This is a genomic window from Streptomyces sp. NPDC003300, assembly GCF_040610915.1.
GTDB lineage: Bacteria > Actinomycetota > Actinomycetes > Streptomycetales > Streptomycetaceae > Actinacidiphila.
In genome coordinates this window covers 131,429-152,070 of record NZ_JBEXNE010000001.1, presented here as the reverse complement: position 1 = coordinate 152,070, position 20,642 = coordinate 131,429, and the positions used below count along the sequence as shown (strand labels likewise).

General features: G+C 73.0%; 2 protein-coding genes. Both read left to right on the top strand.

Annotated elements, in window-relative coordinates:
- The first annotated feature begins 78 nt into the window (after positions 1 to 78).
- Complete coding sequence (locus ABZX65_RS00550; RefSeq protein WP_355332728.1) at positions 79 to 17,115, top strand: SDR family NAD(P)-dependent oxidoreductase; 17,037 nt, start codon at positions 79 to 81, stop codon at positions 17,113 to 17,115.
- 60 nt (positions 17,116 to 17,175) lie between these two features.
- Positions 17,176 to 20,628, top strand: coding sequence for an acyltransferase domain-containing protein (locus ABZX65_RS00545; protein WP_355332726.1), 3,453 nt, complete (start codon positions 17,176 to 17,178; stop codon positions 20,626 to 20,628).
- Positions 20,629 to 20,642 lie beyond the last annotated feature (14 nt).

The following is a 20,642-nucleotide window of genomic DNA, read 5'->3' as shown; positions in this document are numbered from 1 at the left end:
CCGGCGCGGCGGCACGAGCGCCGGGCGGGCCACACGACGCAGGACATCCCGTAACCGCTCGGAGGAGGAACGCCTCGGATGACGAACGACGACAAGCTGGTCGACTACCTGAAGCGCGTCGCGGCCGACCTGCACCAGACCCGGCAGGAGTTGCAGGAGGTCAAGGACCGGGAGAGCGAGCCGATCGCGATCGTCGGCATGGCCTGCCGGTTCCCCGGTCACGTCGGCACACCCGAGGACTTCTGGCGGCTGCTCGACACCGGCGGCGACGCCATCGCCGACTTCCCGTCCGACCGAGGCTGGGACACCGAGGCCCTTTACGACGCGGACCCCGACGCGCCCGGCAAGACGTACCTCCTCAAGGGCGGATTCCTCGACGGGGCAGGGGACTTCGACGCCGAGCTGTTCGGCGTCTCGCCGCGTGAGGCCCTGGGCATGGACCCGCAGCAGCGGCTCGTCCTGGAGTCGTCGTGGGAGGTGCTGGAGCGCGCCGGTATCGACCCCAGCTCGCTCAAGGGCACCAAGACCGGCGTGTTCGTCGGCGCCGCGGGGACCGGCTACCTCACCAACATGCAGCAGGTGCCCGAAGGCGTCGAGGGCTACACCGGCACCGGCTCCTTCATCAGCGTCATCTCCGGCCGCGTCTCGTACTCCCTGGGCCTCGAAGGCCCCGCACTGACCGTCGACACCGCGTGCTCGTCGTCGCTCGTCGCCCTGCACCTGGCCGTGCAGTCCCTGCGCAACGGCGAGTCCACGCTCGCGCTGGTCGGCGGTGTGGCCGTGATGCCGACACCGTGGGTCTTCGTCGACTTCAGCCGACAGCGCGGCCTCGCGCCCGACGGCCGCTGCAAGGCGTTCGCCGCCGGGGCCGACGGCACCGCCTGGTCCGAGGGCGTCGGCATGCTCCTTGTCGAACGGCTCTCCGACGCACGCCGCAACGGCCACAACGTCCTTGCGGTGGTGCGCGGTTCAGCCCTCAACCAGGACGGCGCGAGCAACGGCCTCACCGCGCCGAACGGCCCCTCCCAGCAGCGTGTCATCCGCGCGGCCCTCGCCAACGCCGGTCTGACCGGCGACGAGGTGGACGCGGTCGAGGCGCACGGTACGGGTACGACGCTCGGCGACCCGATCGAGGCGCAGGCACTGCTCGCCACCTACGGCAAGGGCCGCACGGGAGGCCGCCCGCTGTGGCTCGGGTCGGTCAAGTCGAACCTGGGCCACACCGCGCACACCGCAGGCATGGCGGGTGTCATCAAGATGGTGCTGGCCCTCCAGGAGGAGAAGCTGCCGCGCACCCTGCACATCGACGCGCCCACCTCGAACGTCGACTGGTCCGCGGGCGCGGTCCGTCTGCTGGAACAGCCGGTCGACTGGAAGCGCGGGGACCGCCCGCGCCGGGCCGCCGTGTCCTCGTTCGGCATCAGCGGGACGAACGCCCACGTGATCCTGGAAGACGCACCCCAGGCCGACGAACCCGTGTCCGTGGACGAAACACCCTCGGCTCAGGGCCCGTTGGGCGAGCTGGCAGCGGTGCCGTGGGTGGTGTCCGGGCGGTCCGCCGCCGCGCTGCGCGGCCAGGCCGCGAGGCTCGCCGCCTTTGCGGCCGACTCGCACGAGCTGGCCGCCCCGGCGCACATCGGGCGCGCACTTGCCGTCTCCCGCGCGGCACTTGAGCACCGCGCGGTGACCCTCGCCGACGACGTCAAGGCAATGGTGCCGGGGCTGGCGGCCCTGTCGGAGGGCGTTGCGGCCTCGGGTGTGGTGTCCGGTGTGGTGCGTCCGGGCGCGGGTCGGGTGGCGTTCGTGTTCCCGGGTCAGGGGTCGCAGTGGGCGGGGATGGCGTTGGGGTTGTTGGACTCCTCGCCGGTTTTCGGGGCGCGGTTGGCGGAGTGTGATGCGGCGCTGCTGCCTTATGTGGGGTCGTCGGTGGTGGAGGCGATCCGCGAGGGCGCTCTGGATGACGTGGTGGTCGTTCAGGGGGCGTTGTGGGCGGTGATGGTGTCGCTCGCCGAGGTGTGGCGGTCGGTGGGCGTTGAGCCGGGTGCGGTGATCGGTCACAGCCAGGGTGAGATCGCGGCGGCGTGCGTGGCGGGTGCTCTCTCCGTTGAGGATGCGGCGCGGGTCGTGGCTCTGCGGGCGAAGGCCATTCGCGGGACCTTGTCCGGCAACGGTGGGATGGTCTCGGTCGCGCTCCCGGCGGATGCGGTACGGGAGCGGATCGCGCGGTGGGACGGCCGTATTTCCGTCGCTTCGGTGAACGGGCCCTCGTCCACCGTCGTTTCGGGTGAACCTCAAGCCTTGGTTGAACTGCTGACGGTGTGTAAGGCCGAGGGTGTGCGGGCGCGCCGTATCGATGTGGACTACGCCTCGCACTCGGCACAGGTGGACGCCATACGCGACGAGGTCGTTGAGGCCCTGTCCGGCATCGAGCCGCAGTCCTCGCAGGTTCCGTTCTACTCGACGGTGACCGGCGCCCGTATCGACACGAGCACGCTGGACGCCGACTACTGGGTGACCAACCTCCGCCAGGAAGTCCGCTTCGACGAGACCGTCCGGGCCCTCCTCGCCGACGGCTTCGGCTACTTCATCGAGTCCAGCCCGCACCCGGTCCTGGCCGTCGGCTTGGCGGAGACGTTCGAGGACGCGGGGTCGGACGCCGTAGCCCTGGGCACCCTCCGCCGCGAAGAGGGCGGCCAAAGGCGCTTCCTGACCTCGCTGGCGGAGGGTTGGGTACGCGGTCTGCCCGTCGACTGGCGATCCGTCTTCGCCGGAACCCCCGCCCGCCGCGTGGACCTGCCCACGTACGCCTTCCAGCACCAGCGTTACTGGCTGGAGTCCGGCTCGCTCGCCAGCGCGGACGCCTCGTCGCTGGGACTCGGGGCGGCCGACCATCCGCTGCTGGGCGCGGCCGTACAACTCGCCGACGAGAACGCCCTGTTGCTGACCGGCCGGATCTCCCTGCGTACGCACGCGTGGCTGGCCGACCACGCCGTGAACGACACCGTACTGCTGCCCGGCGCGGCCTTCGTGGAACTCGCCTTGCGTGCCGGTGAGGAGATCCGCGCCGAGCAGATCGACGAGCTGATCCTTGAGGCGCCGCTGGTGATCCCCGAGGGCGGTGCCGTCCAGCTCCAGGTGGCGGTGGGCGGCCCGGACGCCGACGGACGCCGCGAGATCACGATTCACTCGCGCGGCGAGGACGGCATCGCGGACGACGAACCGTGGACACGGCACGCCGTCGGCGTCCTCAGTACGGAACGGTCCGCTGAAAGCGTCGGGTTGACCGACTGGCCGCCCGCCGGTTCCCGGCCGGTCCCGGTCGAGGACTTCTACGCCCGGGTGGCGGCGGCGGGTTACGGCTACGGTCCGGCGTTCCGGGGTCTGCGCGCCGCGTGGCGGCGGGGCGACGACGTGTACGCCGAGGTCACGCTGCCCGACGCGGCGGCCAAGGACGCCGAACGCTTCGCCCTCCACCCCGCCCTGCTCGACGCGGTCCTGCACGCCGTGTCCCTGCTCGACGGCGGTACGCCGGAGTCGGCGCCGCTGCGGCTGCCCTACGCGTGGGAAGGCGTGGCGCTGTCCGCCGTCGGCGCGAGTCGGCTGCGGCTGCGGGTCCGCCCGCTGGACGGCGGTGCCGTCGCGCTGACGCTCGCCGACGCGGCAGGGGCCCCGGTCGGGGAGGTGCAGTCCGTCGTCCTGCGTGAGACCACCCCCGAGCAGCTCCGGCAGGCCGACGGCACCGCCGGCCGGGACGGCCTCTTCGCCCTGGACTGGACACCGCTGCCCGTTTCCGCCGGTGCCGCCGTCCCCGCGCCGGGACCGGTCCTCACCCTGGGCGGCGCCCAGGACGTCACGGATGTCGCCGCGCTGCTGGCGGGCCTGGACGCGGGCACCCTGGAACCCCCCGCCCATGTGATCACCCGGCTGGGTCCCGGGGACACCCGGTCGGAGGTCGACAGCGAGCTGCCGTCGCGGGTGCGCACCGCCGTCACCGACGCGCTCGCCCTCGTCCAGGCATGGCTCGCCGACGAGCGGCTGAACGCCTCGCGGCTGGTCGTCGTCACCACCCGGGCGGTCTCCACCGGGCCGGACGACGAGGTGGCGGACCTCGTGCACGCACCCGTGTGGGGGCTGCTGCGGACCGCCCAGTCCGAGGCGCCGGACCGCTTCCTCCTGGTCGACACTGACGGCACCGCTGGCACTGACGACACCGCTGGCACTGACGGCACCCGTGGCACCAATGCCGCCTCCGGCACCCTGGCCGCCGCTGTCGCCTCCGCCGTCGACCTCGGCGAACCGCAGATCGCGATACGCGACGGCGTGCTCCTCGCGCCCCGTTTCGCCCGCGTCGCCCCGGCCGGGCCCGCGCCGGTGCCGCTGCGCGACGACGGGACCGTGCTTATCACCGGCGGAACCGGCACCCTCGGACGGTTGCTCGCCGAGCATCTGGTCTCGGCGCACGGGGTGCGGCATCTGCTGCTGGTCGGCCGCCAGGGCCGGGCGGCCACGGGCGCACCGGAGTTGGAGCGGCGCTTGCTGGACGCGGGCGCGTCGAGCGTCGAGATCGCGGCGTGTGACGTGGCCGACCGGGCGTCGTTGGCCGCGCTGTTGGAGGCGATTCCCTCCGACCGGCCGCTGACGGGTGCGGTGCACGCGGCCGGTGTGCTCGACGACGGAGTGGTATCGGCACTGACGCCCGATCAGGTGGCCCGAGTCCTCGCGCCGAAGGTGGACGCGGCGGTGCATCTGCACGAGCTGACGCGGCACTTGGACCTGTCGCTGTTCGTGCTGTTCTCCTCGATCGCCGGTGTGCTCGGCAACCCGGGCCAGGCCGGTTACGCGGCGGCCAACGTCTTCCTGGACGCCCTCGCCACGCGCCGCCGCGCCGAGGGACTGCCGGTCACCGACCTGATCTGGGGCTACTGGTCAGAGGCCAGCGAGCTGACGGCCCGCCTCGGCGACGCCGACGTGGCCCGCTACCTGCGAATGGGCGTCACGCGGATGTCGCCCGAGCAGGGCCTGGCGCTCTTCGACGCCGCCGCGTCCGCCGACGGCGGCTCCGGGGTCCACGTCGTCAGCCGCCTCGACCTGCGCGCCCTGCGCAGCGCGGCCCGCGCGGGCGAACCCGTCCTCCCGCTCTACCGGGGTCTGGTCCGCGGCCGACCGCGCCGCGCCACCGACGTCGGCGGCGACTCCGGCAGCCTCCTGCGCGCCCTCACCGGCCTGACCGAGGAGGACCAACTCCGCTATCTGCTCGACCTGGTCCGAGGCCGCGCCGCGACAGTCCTCGGATACGCCGACCCGTCCGCCGTCGAACCCGCCCGCAGTTTCAAGGAGTTCGGCTTCGACTCGCTGACCGGCCTGCAACTGCGCAACGCGCTCGCGGCAGCGACGGGCCTGCGGCTTCCGGCGACGCTTGTCTTCGACTATCCGACGCCACGGGCGCTGGCCGGTTTCCTCCGCACGCTGGTGCTCGGTGACGAGCGCACCGGTCAGGTCGCCGCCCGTAGGGGTATGGCGGGTCCCCTGTCGGCGCGTGAGACGGCCGATCCGGTGGTGATTGTGGGGATGGCGTGTCGGTATCCGGGTGGGGTGGGTTCGCCTGAGGAGTTGTGGTCGCTGGTTGCTTCGGGTGGGGATGCGGTGTCGGGGTTCCCGGCGGACCGGGGGTGGGATGTTGAGGGGCTGTTTGATCCGAATCCTGGTGTGGCGGGGCGGAGTTATGCGCGTGAGGGCGGGTTCCTCTATGGGGCGGGGGAGTTTGATGCGGGGTTCTTCGGGGTGTCTCCGCGTGAGGCGTTGTCGATGGATCCGCAGCAGCGGTTGCTGCTGGAGGCGTCGTGGGAGGTGCTGGAGCGGGCGGGTATTGATCCCGGTTCGCTGAAGGGCAGTTCGACGGGTGTCTTCACCGGAGTCATGCACCACGACTACGCCGTGGGCGCCGATGCCACGGCCAACGACACCGAGGGCTACGCCCTGATGGGCTCGTCCCCGGCCGCCGTGTCCGGCCGCGTGTCGTACACCTTCGGGTTCGAGGGTCCGGCGATGACGGTGGACACGGCGTGCTCGTCGTCGCTGGTCGCGATGCATCTGGCGGCGCAGGCCCTGCGGTCGGGGGAGTGCTCCCTCGCCCTGGCCGGCGGCGTCACGGTGATGTCCACGCCCACCCTTTTTGTGGAGTTCAGCCGTCAGCGGGGCATGGCGCCCGACGGCCGGAGCAAGGCGTTCTCGGCGGCGGCGGACGGCGCCGGGTGGGGCGAGGGCGTCGGCGTCCTGCTGCTGGAGCGGCTGTCGGACGCGCGGCGCAACGGTCACCGGGTGCTGGCGGTGATGCGGGGCTCCGCGGTGAACCAGGACGGTGCGTCGAACGGGCTGACCGCGCCGAACGGGCCCTCCCAGGAGCGGGTCATCCGGGCTGCGTTGGAGAGCGGGGGGCTGACGGCCGCAGATGTCGATGTGGTCGAGGCGCACGGTACGGGGACCACGCTCGGGGACCCGATCGAGGCGCAGGCGCTGCTGGCCACCTATGGCCAAGAGCGTGGCGGCGAGGACCCGTTGTGGCTGGGCTCGGTGAAGTCGAACATCGGCCACACGCAGGCCGCGGCCGGGGTCGCGGGCGTCATCAAGATGGTCGAGGCGATGCGCCACGAGGTGCTGCCCAAGAGCCTTTACGCGGACGAGCCGACGCCGCACGTCGACTGGACGAGCGGCGCGGTCGAATTGCTCGCCGAGGCGATGCCGTGGACCGCCGACACCCACCCGCGCCGCGCGGGGATCTCGGCCTTCGGGGCGAGCGGGACGAACGCGCACGTGATCCTGGAGGAGCCGGGGGGCCACGCTGCGGCCGACACCTCCGCGGAGCCGGAGCGCGAGCCCGAAGTCGGCCCGGACGCATGCCCGTTGGGGTCGCTGACGGTGGTGCCGTGGGTGGTGTCCGCGCGGTCGGCGGACGCGCTGCGCGGCCAGGCCGGACGCCTGGCGTCCTTCGCAGGGACGGACGACGCACCTGCCCTCACCTCGGTCGGCCGCGAACTGGCCCTCTCCCGAGCGGCGTTGCCCCACCGGAGCGTGGTCCTGGCCGCCGACGCCGAACACGCCCAGGACGTCCTCGGCGCGCTCGCCGAAGGAGCCCCGGCCGCCCGACTCGTCAGCGGCGCAACGCGATCGGGCGACGGCCGGGTGGCGTTTGTCTTCCCTGGTCAGGGGTCGCAGTGGGCGGGGATGGCGATGGAGTTGCTTGCTTCGTCTCCGGTGTTCGCGGAGCGGTTGGCGGAGTGTGACGCGGCCCTGTTGCCTTACGTCGGGTCGTCGGTGGTGGAGGCGATCCGCGAGGGCGCTCTGGATGACGTGGTGGTGGTTCAGGGTGCGTTGTGGGCGGTGATGGTGTCGCTGGCGGCGGTGTGGCGGTCGGTGGGCGTTGAGCCGGGTGCGGTGATCGGTCACAGCCAGGGTGAGATCGCGGCGGCGTGCGTGGCGGGTGCGTTGTCGGTGGAGGATGCGGCGCGGGTCGTGGCGTTGCGGGCGAAGGCCATTCGCGGGACCTTGTCCGGCAACGGCGGAATGGTCTCCGTCGCGCTGCCCGCGCAGGACGTACGGGAGCGGATCGCGCGCTGGGACGGCCGTATCTCCGTCGCGTCCGTGAACGGGCCTTCGTCCACGGTCGTTTCGGGTGAACCTCAAGCGCTCGCTGAGCTGCTGATGGCGTGTGAGGCCGAGGGCGTACGGGCGCGCCGTATCGATGTGGACTACGCCTCGCACTCGGCACAGGTGGACGCGATCCGGGACGAGGTCGTCCAGGCCCTGTCCGGGATCACACCGACCTCGTCCGAGGTGCCGTTCTACTCGACGGTGACCGGCGCCCGTATCGACACGAGCACGCTGGACGCCGACTACTGGGTGACCAACCTCCGCCAGGAAGTCCGTTTCGACGAGACCGTCCGGGCTCTGCTCTCCGACGGCTTCGGCTACTTCGTGGAGTCCAGCCCGCACCCGGTTCTCGCAGTCGGTCTCGCGGAGACCTTCGAGGACGCCGGGTCCGACGCCGTCGCGCTCGGCACCCTCCGCCGTGACGAAGGCGGCCAGGAACGCTTCCTGACCTCCCTCGCCGAAGGCTGGGTACGCGGCCTGCCCGTCGACTGGCGGTCCGTCTTCGCCGGTACGCCGGATTCGACGGGTGCTGGGCAACTCGCCCTGCCGACGTACGCCTTCCAGCACGAGCACTACTGGCTGACTGCCGACGCCGCGCGCGCCGGGGACCCGAGCGGGCTCGGGCAGGCCGCTGCGGACCACCCCCTGCTCGGCGCGGTGGTGAGGCTGGCCGGTTCGGATCAGGTGGTGCTCACGGGCCGGTTGTCGCTGGCGTCGCACGCGTGGCTGGGCGATCACCGGGTGGAGGGGACCGTCCTGGTCCCCGGTGCCGCGCTGGCGGAGTGGGCGCTGCGGGCCGCTGACGAGGTCGGGGCCGGGTGCGTAGAGGAGCTGACGCTTCAGGCACCGCTCGTCGTTCCGGAGAGCGGCGGCGTGCAGGTACAGGTCTCCGTCGGCGCGCCCGACGCGGACGGACGGCGCGAACTCGGCATCCACTCACGGCCCGAAGGGACGGGGGAGTCGGCGCCCTGGGCACTGCACGCGGTCGGCACCCTCGCGGTCGCGTCCGACACCGCAGAGGCGACCGAGGACTTGACCGCGTGGCCGCCGCCCGGCGCCGTGCCGGTACCGGTCGAGGACTTCTACGCCGAGGTGGGCGAGTCCGGTTACGGCTACGGTCCGGCGTTCCAGGGGCTGCGCGCCGCGTGGCGGCACGGCGACGACGTCTACGCCGAGGCCGCGCTGCCGGACGAACTCCACCAGGACGCGGCCAAGTTCGGCATCCACCCGGCCCTGCTCGACGCGGCCCTGCACGGGATCGTCCTGTTGCGCGGCGGCTCGCCCGCCGAACTCACCTCCCTGCGGCTGCCGTTCGCCTGGACCGACGTGGCGCTCGGCGCGGTCGGCGCGACCTCCGTACGCGTACGGCTGCGGCCTGCGGGCGAGGACGCCGCCTCGGTGCTCCTGGCCGATGCCGAGGGGGCTCCCGTCGTATCGGTGGCATCGCTCGCGCTGCGCACGGCGACCGCCGACCAGATCCGCGTCGCCGCCGCGAGTGCGGCAGGCACGGCCGACGGCCTGTACCGCGTGGACTGGGTTCCGGCCGCGCTGTCCGCCGACAGCGGCGCGCCCGACGGATGCGTGTTCCTGGAACGGCTTTCCGACATCGACGCGGCGCACCCGGTTCCGCCGCTGGTCGGCCTGGTGCTGCCCCCGGCGTCAGTCTCCGGCGATGTGCCGGGTGCGGTGGCGGAGGCGGTGACCGGCGTGCTGGGTCTGGTCCAGGAGTGGCTGGTAGAGGAGCGGTTCGCTGATTCGCGGTTGGTTCTCGTCACCCGTGGTGCGGTGTCCACTCACAGCGGTGAGCCTGTCGCCGATCTGGTCCACGCCCCGGTGTGGGGCCTGGTGCGCAGCGCGCTCGCCGAGAATCCCGGACGTTTCCTGCTGATCGACTCAGACGCCGACGTCGATGTCGACGTCCACCTCGCGTCGGGACAGACGGCGGTGCGAGACACGCTCGCCTACGCGGTCGGTGTCGCGGTGGCGGCGGGTGAGCCGCAGGTGGCGGTGCGCGGTGGTGAGGTCCTGGTGCCGAGGCTGGTGCGGGCGCCTGCCGGTGGCGGGGGGTTGGTGCCGCCCGCCGAGGGCGCGTGGCGGCTGGTCGCCTCCGGCGACGGCACGCTCGACGGACTGTCCGTCGAGCCGGACCCGGCCGCCGAGGCGCCGCTCGTCGCCGGTCAGGTGAGGGTCGACGTCCGTGCCGCGGGAGTCAACTTCCGCGATGTGCTGATCAATCTGGGGATGTACCCCGACCCGGACGCGTACCTCGGAACCGAGGGTGCGGGTGTCGTGGTCGAGGTCGGGCCCGGTGTCGCGGGTGTTGTGGTGGGTGACCGGGTGATGGGTCTGCTGCCGGAGTCGTTCGGGCCGTTGGCGGTGGTGGACGAGCGCTTGGTCGTGCGGGTGCCGGAGGGCTGGAGCTTCGAGCAGGCCGCCGCCGTCCCCGTCGTCTTCATGACCGCCTGGTTCGGCCTGGCCGATCTCGGCGAACTCCAGTCCGGACACAGGGTGTTGATTCACGCCGCTGCCGGTGGTGTGGGGATGGCGGCCACGCAGTTGGCCCGGCACTGGGGTGCCGAGGTCTTCGGGACGGCCAGCGAGGGCAAATGGGACACGCTCCGGCTGGCGGGTCTCGCCGAGGACCACATCGCCTCGTCCCGCACCCTCGACTTCGAGGACGCGTTCCGGCAGGCCACCGATGGCCACGGCATGGACGTCGTTCTCAACTCGTTGGCGCGGGAGTTCGTGGACGCGTCGTTGCGGTTGCTGCCGCGTGGTGGCCGGTTCCTGGAGATGGGCAAGACCGACATCCGCGACCCGGAGGCCGTCGTCGCCGAGCACCCCGGCGTCACGTACCACCCGTACGCCCTCACCGACATCTCTCCGGACCGACTCGGCGAAATCCTCCGGGAGTTGGCGGGGTTGTTCGCGGAGGGTGTGCTGGAGCCGTTGCCGGTGCGGGTGTGGGATGTGCGTCGCGCCGGCGAGGCGTTGCGGTTCATGTCGCAGGCGCGGCATGTCGGCAAGGTCGTGCTGAGCCTTCCCCGCCGGGTGGATGCCGCGAGTGCGGTGGTGATCACGGGTGGTACGGGTCTGCTGGGCGGGCTGGTGGCCCGGCATCTGGTGGCCTCGTACGGGGTGCGCGATGTCGTACTGGCGGGTCGGCGTGGTGCGAACGCGCCTGGTGCGGAAGCGCTGGTGGCGGAGTTGGAGGCGGCCGGTGCGCGGGTCGAGGTCGTGGCGTGTGATGTCGCGGTCCGGGACGAGGTGGCCGGGCTGCTCGCGCGCTTCGGCGGGGACCGGCCGTTGGGCGGTGTGGTGCACTGCGCGGGCGCGCTGGACGACGGTCTGGTGCCGGACCTGGACGCGGAACGTATCCGGAGTGTGCTGGGCGCGAAGGTGGATGCCGCGTGGCATCTGCATGAGCTGACCCGGGACCTGGACCTGTCGTTGTTCGTGCTGTTCTCGTCGCTCGCGGGCGTGGTGGGCACGGCGGGGCAGGGCAATTACGCGGCGGCGAACACGTTCCTGGACGCTCTGGCGGGTGTGCGCCGTACGAGTGGTGCGGCGGGTGTGTCGATGGCATGGGGACACTGGGCCACCGACTCCGAGCTGACGGGCTCCCTCGGCGAAGTGGACCGGGCGCGCCTGGCCCGTAGCGGCGTGGTGCCGATGAGCGTCGAGCAGGGGATCGGGCTGTTCGACGTGGCCGTCGGCTGGGACGTACCGCTCGCCGTCACCGCGCGTCTGACGCCCGGCGACGCCCAGAGCACCGGGGAAGCCTTCCACGCCCTCACCCGTGAACTTACCACCGCGTCCGTCCGCAAGTCCCGTGCCGTGGCGACCAGTTCGGCCCGTGCCGACTCCTCGGCCCTGGTCCGGCGGCTCTCCGCGCTGTCGGCCGCCGAACGGACCGAGGCCCTGCGCGACGTCGTACGCACGCACGTCGCGGCGGTGCTCGGCCACGGGTCGCCGGCCGCCGTCGACCCCGAGCGGGCGTTCAAGGAGCTGGGCTTCGACTCGCTGACCGGTGTCGAGCTGCGCAACCGCCTCGGTGCCGCGATCGGGCAGCGGCTCGCGGCCACGGTGGTCTTCGACCACCCGACCCCCGACGCCCTCGCCGCGCATCTGGCGGACGAACTGGGCCTCGGCGCCGCGACCGCCGACGACCGTGCCCCGGCCGGAGCCCTTCCGGCGGCGGCCGGGCTCGACGACGATCCCGTCGCCGTCGTCGCCATGACCTGCCGCTTCCCGGGCGGTGCCGATTCGCCCGAGCAGTTGTGGGACCTGGTGGCGTCGGGCACCGACGCGATCTCCGGGTTCCCCACCGACCGGGGTTGGGACCTCGCGGACCTGTACGACCCGGATCCGGCCAGGTCGGGCAAGAGCTACGCCCAGCAGGGCGGTTTCGTGCGAGGTGCGACGGACTTCGACGCCGAGCTGTTCGGCATCTCGCCGCGCGAGGCGCTGGCCATGGACCCGCAGCAGCGGCTCGTACTCGAGGCGGCCTGGGAGGCCGTGGAACGCGCCGGGATCGACGTGGCCACGCTGCGCGGCAGCCGTACCGGTGTGTTCATCGGCGCGGTCGGCACCGGCTACGGCCAGGACCCCGACCTTCAGCAGCGCGTCGAGGGGTACTCGGTCACCGGGAACGTGCTGAGCGTCATCTCCGGCCGCGTCTCGTACGTCCTCGGCCTCGAAGGACCGGCGATGACGGTGGACACGGCCTGTTCGTCGTCGCTGGTCGCCCTGCACCTGGCGGCTCAGGCGCTGCGGGCGGGGGAGTGCTCGCTGGCCCTGGTCGGCGGGGTGACGGTGATGCCGAGCCCGTTCGGCTTCGTGGAGTTCAGCCGCCAGCGCGTGCTGTCGCCCGATGGCCGGTGCAGGGCGTTCGCCGCGGACGCCGACGGCACCGGCTTCTCGGAGGGCGTCGGCATGCTGGTGGTCGAGCGGCTGTCGGAGGCCCGCCGCAACGGCCACCGCGTCCTCGCCGTCATGCGCGGCTCCGCCGTCAACCAGGACGGCGCGAGCAACGGCCTCACCGCGCCGAACGGCCCCTCCCAGCAGCGCGTCATCCGCGCTGCTCTCGCCAATGCCGGTCTGACCGGCGACGAGGTCGACGCGGTCGAGGCGCACGGCACCGGCACCAACCTCGGGGACCCGATCGAGGCGCAGGCGCTGCTCGCCACCTACGGCAGGGACCACGCGCGGGACCAGCCGCTGTGGCTGGGCTCCATCAAGTCCAACATCGGCCACACGCAGGCCGCGGCCGGTGTCGCGGGCCTGATCAAGATGGTCATGGCGATGGGCCACGGCACGCTGCCCAGCACTCTGCACGCCGAGGAGCCCTCGCCCGAGGTGGACTGGTCCTCCGGCCGGCTCCGGCTGCTCAACGCGGCGACGCCGTGGCCCGACCGGGGCCGCCCGCGCCGCGCCGCGGTCTCCTCGTTCGGCATCAGCGGAACGAACGCGCACGTGATCCTGGAAGAGCCGCCCGCGGCGCCGGTCGAGGCGGTCGAACTGGCCCATCCTGGCTCCGAGTTCGGCGAGAGGGCCGAACCCGGTACGTCCGACGCGCCCGCCGTACCCGCCGCCCCGGCCCCGGCCGCCGTCGTGGGCGACCCGCCCGGCACCGTCGTCCCCTGGGTGCTCTCCGCCAAGTCCGCGGCGGCGCTGCGCGCGCAGGCCGGACGCCTCGCGGCCTTCGTGGCCGACCGGCCCGACACCACGGACGCCGAGATCGGACACGCGCTGGCGACCACCAGGACCGTCCTGGAACAGCGGGCCGTCGTCCTGGCGGGTGACCGCGCGCAGGCCGCCGCCGCGCTCGGCGGGCTCGCCGACGGTACGCCGACCGCAGGGGCGGTCACCGGCGCCGCCGACGTACGCGGCAGGGTGGCCTTCGTCTTCCCCGGACAGGGCTCGCAGTGGAAGGGCATGGGGGCCGAACTCCTCGACACCTCAGCGGTGTTCGCCGAGCGGTTCGCCCAGTGCGACGCGGCGCTCCGCGTCCACCTGGACTGGTCGGTCACCGATGTCGTGCGCGGGGTGGACGGCGCGCCCTCGCCGGACCTGATCGAGGTTCTGCAACCCGTGCTGTTCGCCGTCAACGTCTCCCTGGTCGAACTGTGGCGGTCGGTCGGTGTCGAACCCGCCGCCGTCGTCGGCAGCAGCCAAGGCGAGATAGCCGCCGCGCTGGTGGCGGGCGCGCTCACGATGGAGGACGCCGCCGAGATCATCGCGCTGCGCAGCGCCCTGTTCGCCGCCGAACTCGTCGGCAACGGCGCGGTCGCGTCGGTGGCGCTGCCCGTCGCCGAGGTCGAGGCGCGAACAGCCGCGTGGGGCGGACGACTTGACATCGCCGGACGCAACGGCCCGACCGCCGTCACCGTGGCTGGTGACACCGAGGCGCTGACGGAATTCGTCGCGGCCTGCGAGGCCGACGGCGTCCGAGCCCGCGTCGTCGGGTCGACCGTGGCCTCCCACTGCGCCCAGGTCGAGCCGCTGCGCGAGCGGATCATGGAACTGTTCGCGCACATCACACCGCGCCGCGCCACCGTCCCGTTCTACTCGACCGTCACCGGCGGCCTCGTCGACACGACGACCCTAGACAACGCGTACTGGTACCTCAACGCCCGCCGCCCGGTGGACTTCCAGGCCGCGGTGCTGGCCATGGAGAGCGACGGCTTCCGGTTCTTCGTCGAGGCCAGCGCGCACCCGGTGCTCACCACCGCCATGGCCGCGACCTTCGAGGACGCCGAACGCGACGGCGTCGCGGTCGGCACGCTGCGCCGTGACGAAGGCGGCATGGCGCGCTTCACCACCTCCGTGGCCGAGGGCTTCGTCCGCGGCCTGCCCGGCGTCGACTGGCGGCCCCTGGCCCCCGGTTCGGGCGGTACGCCGCTGGCCCTGCCGACGTACGCCTTCCAGCGCCGCCGCTTCTGGCTGGACGACCTGCGGGACCGAACCGCGCCCACCACCAGCGGCACCGGCGACCTCGCCGACGCCGGATTCTGGGCCGCCGTCGAACGCGGCGACCTGGAGCACCTGGCCGGGGAACTCGAACTCGACTCCGGAGAGGACGAGTTGGCGACGGTCCTGCCCGCGCTGTCGTCCTGGCGCCGCCGCAGCCTGGACCGTACGGCCCTGGACCGCTGGCGTTACGGCATCGCCTGGCGCGCCCTGGACACCGCGAACGCCCGTGCGCCGCGTGGGCGGTGGACGATCCTCAGCTTCCCGGACGAGCCGTGGGCCGCCGCGGCGGGCGACGCGCTCGCCGCCGCGGGCACCACGGTCACCCACATCGAGATCCCCGCCGACCGGACCGACCGGGCGGCCCTCGCCGAACTCCTCCGGACGGTCGAGGCCGACGGCGTGCTGTCCCTGCTCGCCCTCGGGGACTCCGAGACCGGCGGTCAGGGGGCGGACGGGTCCGAGACGGGTGTGCCGAAGGCGGGCGGTTCCGAGTCGGTTGGCGCCACCAATGGCGGTGCCGAGGAGGCTGCCGCGCACGAGGTGCCCGGAGCGTCCGCCGTCGACGGCACCGGCCTTGCGGTCTCCGACGCCAGCGCGCCCGGCCACGCCCCCGTCGGCTCCGGGACGCCCAGTCATGCCCCCGTCAGCTCCACCGCGCTCCGGGGCCACGCCCCGGCACCGGCTGCCGCCGGTCTCTCCCCGGCCGCCCGCGTCACCCTCGCCCTTGCCCAGGCCGCCGCCGACGCCGAACTGACCGGGCGGCTGTGGGCGGCCACCGCGGAGGGCGTCAGGACGGCACCGGGCGACGCGGGGCCCCGCTCCGGCCAGGCCGAGGTCTGGGGCCTGGGCCGGGCCATCGCGCTGGAGCAGCCCCGCCAGTGGGGCGGCCTGGTCGACCTGCCGCCCGTGCCCGACGCGTCCGCCGCCGTCCGGCTCGCCGCCGTCCTCGGCGGACTGCCCGGCCCTGACGGGACCGCCGACCCGGCAGCCGCCGACGCCCTGTCCGTGGACCCCGCGTCCGGCGGCTCCGCGTCCGCCGTCGAGGACCAGGTCGCCGTACGGGCCTCCGGAATCCACGGGCGGCGGCTCATCCGTACGCCTCTCGGGGCCGCGCACTCCGCACGAGCCGCCGCGTGGCGGCCCGACGGCACCGTTCTGATCACCGGGGGAACGGGCGGGATCGGCGCGCGCGTCGCCCGCAGACTCGCCGCCGAAGGCGCCCCGCACCTGCTGCTCGCGGGCCGCCGCGGCCCCGACGCGCCCGGCGCGGCCGAACTGCGCGCGGAGTTGGAGGCGGCGGGCGCCGGCGTCACGTTCGCCGCGTGCGACGTCGCCGACCGGTCCGAGGTGGCCGCGCTCCTCGCGGGCGTCCCCGCCGACCGGCCGCTGAGCGCGGTCTTCCACGCGGCCGGCGCCCCGCAGACCTACCTGGCCGCCACCGACACCACCGACGAGGACATCACCCGCATCGCCTCGGCCAAGATCGCCGGAGCCCGCCACCTGGACGACCTCCTCGGCGGCACACCGCTCGACGCCTTCGTGCTCTTCTCCTCCAACGCCGGGGTCTGGGGCAGCGGAGGGCAGGCCGTCTACGCCGCCGCCAACGCCCACCTCGACGCGCTCGCCGAGCGGCGCCGCGCGCTCGGCCGTACCGCGACCTCACTGGCCTGGGGCGCCTGGGACGGCGGCGGCATGATGGAGGCCGAGGGCGCCGCCGCCTACATGGAGAGCCGCGGCGTACTGGCCATGGATCCCGAACGAGCCGCCACCGCACTGCTCCAGGCCGTCGCGCACGACGAGACGTTCGTGGCCGTCGCCGATGTCGACTGGGAGAGGTTCGTCCTCGGCTTCACCGCGCTGCGCCCCAGCCCGCTGCTCGCCGAACTCCCCGAGGTACAAGCGGCGTTGCGCACCGAGGCCGATCAGGCCGACTCCGCCGCCCCGACCACCGCGGGCGCCGAATTCGCCGCCCGGTTGGCGACGCTCTCCGAGCCCGACCAGCTCAAGAACGTCCTCGACCTGGTACGTGACCAAGCAGCCAGCGTCCTTCAGCACGCCGACAACTCCTCGGTACGGGCGGGCCGCACGTTCAAGGATCTCGGCTTCGACTCGCTGACCGCCGTCGAACTGCGCAACCGCCTGTCCACCGCGACCGGCCTCAAGCTGCCCGCGAGCCTGGTGTTCGACCACCCCACGCCCACCGCGCTCGCCCAGCACCTGCGGACCCGCTTCACCACCGGCGCCGCGTCCGCGGCGACCGGTCCCGTGAGCACCGGCGGGACCGGCACCGGATCCGTCCTGGACGAGCTGGACGCCCTCGCGGGCGCGGTCGCCGCCCTGCCCGCGGACGGTGAGGAGACCGCCGAAGTCGTCGGCCGCCTGGAGGAACTGCTGTGGCAGGTACGGCAACGACGCGACGGCCGGGGCGAGATCGAGTCGGCCACCGCGGAGGAGATGTTCGACCTGCTGGACCGCGAACTCGGCAACCCCTGATCCGCCGCACGCGGACGGGACATTCCTGAACCGGAGAGCCTGGAGTCGAAAAGGATGGCAATGGCGGAGAACGAGGCGAAACTGCTCGCGTACCTGAAGCGGGTGACCGGCGACCTGCGCGAGACCCAGCAGCGGCTCCGCGACGCCACCGCCGCCAGGAACGAGCCGATCGCGGTCGTCGGCATGGCCTGCCGCTACCCCGGCGGCGTCGAAACCCCCGACGACCTCTGGCAGTTGGTCGTCGAGGGCGGCGACGCCATCACCCCGTTCCCCAAGGACCGGGGCTGGGACATCGACGACCGCTACGACGAGGACGCCGCGCGGCCCGGCAGCAACTACGTGCGGGGCGGCGGATTCCTCACCGGAGCAACCGAGTTCGACGCGTCGTTCTTCGGCATCTCCCCCCGCGAAGCCCTCGGCATGGACCCGCAGCAACGGCTCCTCCTGCCCTGCACATGGGAACTCTTCGAACGGGCCGGAATCGACCCGCTGTCCGTCAAGGGCAGCCCCACCGGCACGTTCATCGGCTTCAGCTCCGCCGACTACGGCTGGGAACTCCCCGCCATCCCCGAGGAGGTCGAGGGCTACTACGCGACGGGCAACTTCGCCAGCGTGATGTCCGGCCGCGTCGCCTACACCTTTGGGCTCGAAGGCCCGGCGATCAGCGTCGACACGGCCTGCTCGTCGTCGCTGGTCGCCATGCACCTGGCCGCCGGGGCACTGCGCAGCCGCGAATGCTCCCTGGCCGTCGCCGGCGGAGTGACCGTCATGTCCACCGCCATCGGCTACCCCGAGTTCAGCCGCCAGCGCGCCCTGTCCCCTGACGGCCGCTGCCGCGCCTTCGCGGCCTCCGCCGACGGCTTCGGCCCCGCCGAGGGCCTGGGCCTGCTCCTGCTGGAACGGCTGTCGGACGCCCGGCGCAACGGCCACCGCGTCCTGGCCCTGATCCGCGGCTCCGCGGTCAACCAGGACGGTGCGAGCAACGGCCTCACCGCCCCCAACGGCCCCTCCCAGGAACGCGTCATCCGCGCCGCGCTGCGCAGCGCCAGGATCGCCGCCGCCGACGTGGACGTGGTCGAGGCGCACGGCACCGGCACCTCCCTGGGCGACCCGATCGAGGCGACCGCCCTGCTCAACACCTACGGCGCGGGACGCGACGGCCAACGGCCGCTGTGGCTCGGCTCGGTGAAGTCCAACATCGGCCACACCTCGGCCGCGGCGGGCGTGGCGGGCGTGATCAAGATGGTGCAGGCCATGCGGCACGGAGTCCTGCCGAGGACCCTGCATGTCGACGAGCCGACACCGCATGTGGACTGGTCCGGCGGCGGGGTGCAACTGCTGACCGAGGAGCGGGAGTGGGTCAGGAGTGACGGACGTGCGCGGCGGGCGGGCGTGTCGGCCTTCGGCATCAGCGGGACGAACGCGCACCTGATCCTGGAGGAGGCCGGTGAGCCTACGGACGACGAGGGCGGCGTCGGCGGTGCGGCCGGCTCGGCGGACGCGCGCGATCCGCGAGACTCGGGCGACCGGGCCGGTACGCCGGAAGCCCGGTCGGAACCCGCGAACGGGCCGCTCGGGCCGCTGGGGTCCACTGTTCCGTGGCCGGTGTCCGCGCGGTCCGCCGCCGCACTGCGCGACCAGGCCGAGCGGCTGCTGGAGTACACGTTGGCCGGCCACGGCCCGGCCGCGCCGGAAATCGGCCTCGCCTTGGCGACGACCCGGGCCGCGTGGGAGCACCGCGCGGTCGTGCTGGACCCGGACCACCCCTCGGCCCTCGGCGCCCTCGCCTCAGGCACCCCCACAGGTTCCACCGTCACGGGCCTGGCCACGGTGGACGACACCGACGGCCGACCGGCCGACCACGTGGTCTTCGTGTTTCCTGGTCAGGGGTCGCAGTGGGCGGGGATGGCGTTGGAGTTGCTTGCTTCGTCTCCGGTGTTCGGGGCGCGGTTGGCGGAGTGTGACGCGGCCCTGTTGCCTTACGTCGGCTCGTCGGTGGTGGAGGCGATCCGCGACGGCGCTCTGGATGACGTGGTGGTCGTTCAGGGCGCATTGTGGGCGGTGATGGTGTCCCTGGCCGAGGTGTGGCGGTCGGTGGGCGTTGAGCCGGGTGCGGTGATCGGTCACAGTCAGGGTGAGATTGCCGCCGCGTGCGTGACGGGCGCGCTTTCCGTGGAGGACGCGGCGAAGGTCGTGGCGTTGCGGGCGAAGGCGATTCGCGGGTCGTTGTCGGGCCGGGGCGGGATGGTGTCGGTCGCGCTCCCGGCGGATGCGGTACGGGAGCGGATCGCGCGCTGGGACGGTCGTATCTCCGTCGCTTCGGTGAACGGGCCCTCGTCCACCGTCGTTTCGGGTGAACCTCAAGCGCTCGCTGAGCTGCTGACGGTGTGTGAGGACGAGGGTGTGCGGGCGCGCCGTATCGATGTGGACTACGCCTCGCACTCGGCACAGGTGGACGCCATACGTGATGAGGTCGTCCAGGCCCTGTCCGGCATCGAACCGGCAACCTCCGATGTCCCGTTCTACTCGACGGTGACCGGCGGCCGTATCGACACAAGCACGCTGGACGCCGACTACTGGGTGACCAACCTCCGCCAGGAAGTCCGCTTCGACGAGACCGTCCGGGCCCTCCTCGCCGACGACTTCACGTACTTCGTGGAGTCCAGCCCGCACCCCGTTCTCGCAGTCGGTCTCGCCGAGACCTTCGAGGACGCGGGCTCCGACGCCGTAGCCCTGGGCACCCTCCGCCGCGAAGAGGGCGGCCAGGAACGCTTCCTCACCTCCCTCGCCGAAGGCTGGGTACGCGGCCTGCCCGTCGACTGGCGGTCCGTCTTCGCCGGAACCCCCGCCCACCACGTCGACCTGCCCACGTACGCCTTCCAACCGCGCCGCTACTGGCTGGACATCGACCGCTCCGGCCCCGCCGTCCGCACGACGGCGCGGACCGAGGTGCTGGACGACGGTCCCGACGTCGACCCTGACGCGCTGACCGTGCGGCTGGCGGGACTCGACCGCGAGAAGCGGGAGCGCGTACTGCTCGACCTGCTGCGCGTGGAGGTGGCGACGGTGCTGCGGCACGCCACTCCGGACGACGTCGCGGCCGAACGGGCCTTCAAGGAACTGGGCTTCGACTCGCTGACCGCCGTCGAACTACGCAAGCGGCTGAGCGCGGCGACCGGATTGAAGCTCCCGGCGACTGTCGTCTTCTCCTACCCGACGCCGATCAGCCTGGTCCGCTTCCTGCTGGAGGAGATGGAAAGCGCGCCGGTCGACGGTGAACACGCCGAGGTCTTGAACGAGTTGGACGGGATCGCCACGCGGCTCGGCGGTATATCGCCGGACGGCGAGACGCGTGAGCGGATCACCCGGCGTCTGGAGTCGCTGCTCTGGGCGTGGCGCGGAGACGCGGCGACCGGTGCGGAGGCGGGCGCCGACACCGGCGCAATCGCGCTGGACACCGCGTCGGACGACGAGATGTTCGCGCTGATCGACAAACAGTTGGGCACAGGCTGAGCCGCTCCGGTCAC

What these genes read in the sequence shown, in the direction of transcription:
- ABZX65_RS00545 (WP_355332726.1), top strand. Translation starts at nt 17,176, where the DNA reads ATGGCGGAGAACGAGGCGAAACTGCTCGCGTACCTGAAGCGGGTGACC.
- ABZX65_RS00550 (WP_355332728.1), top strand. Translation starts at nt 79, where the DNA reads ATGACGAACGACGACAAGCTGGTCGACTACCTGAAGCGCGTCGCGGCC.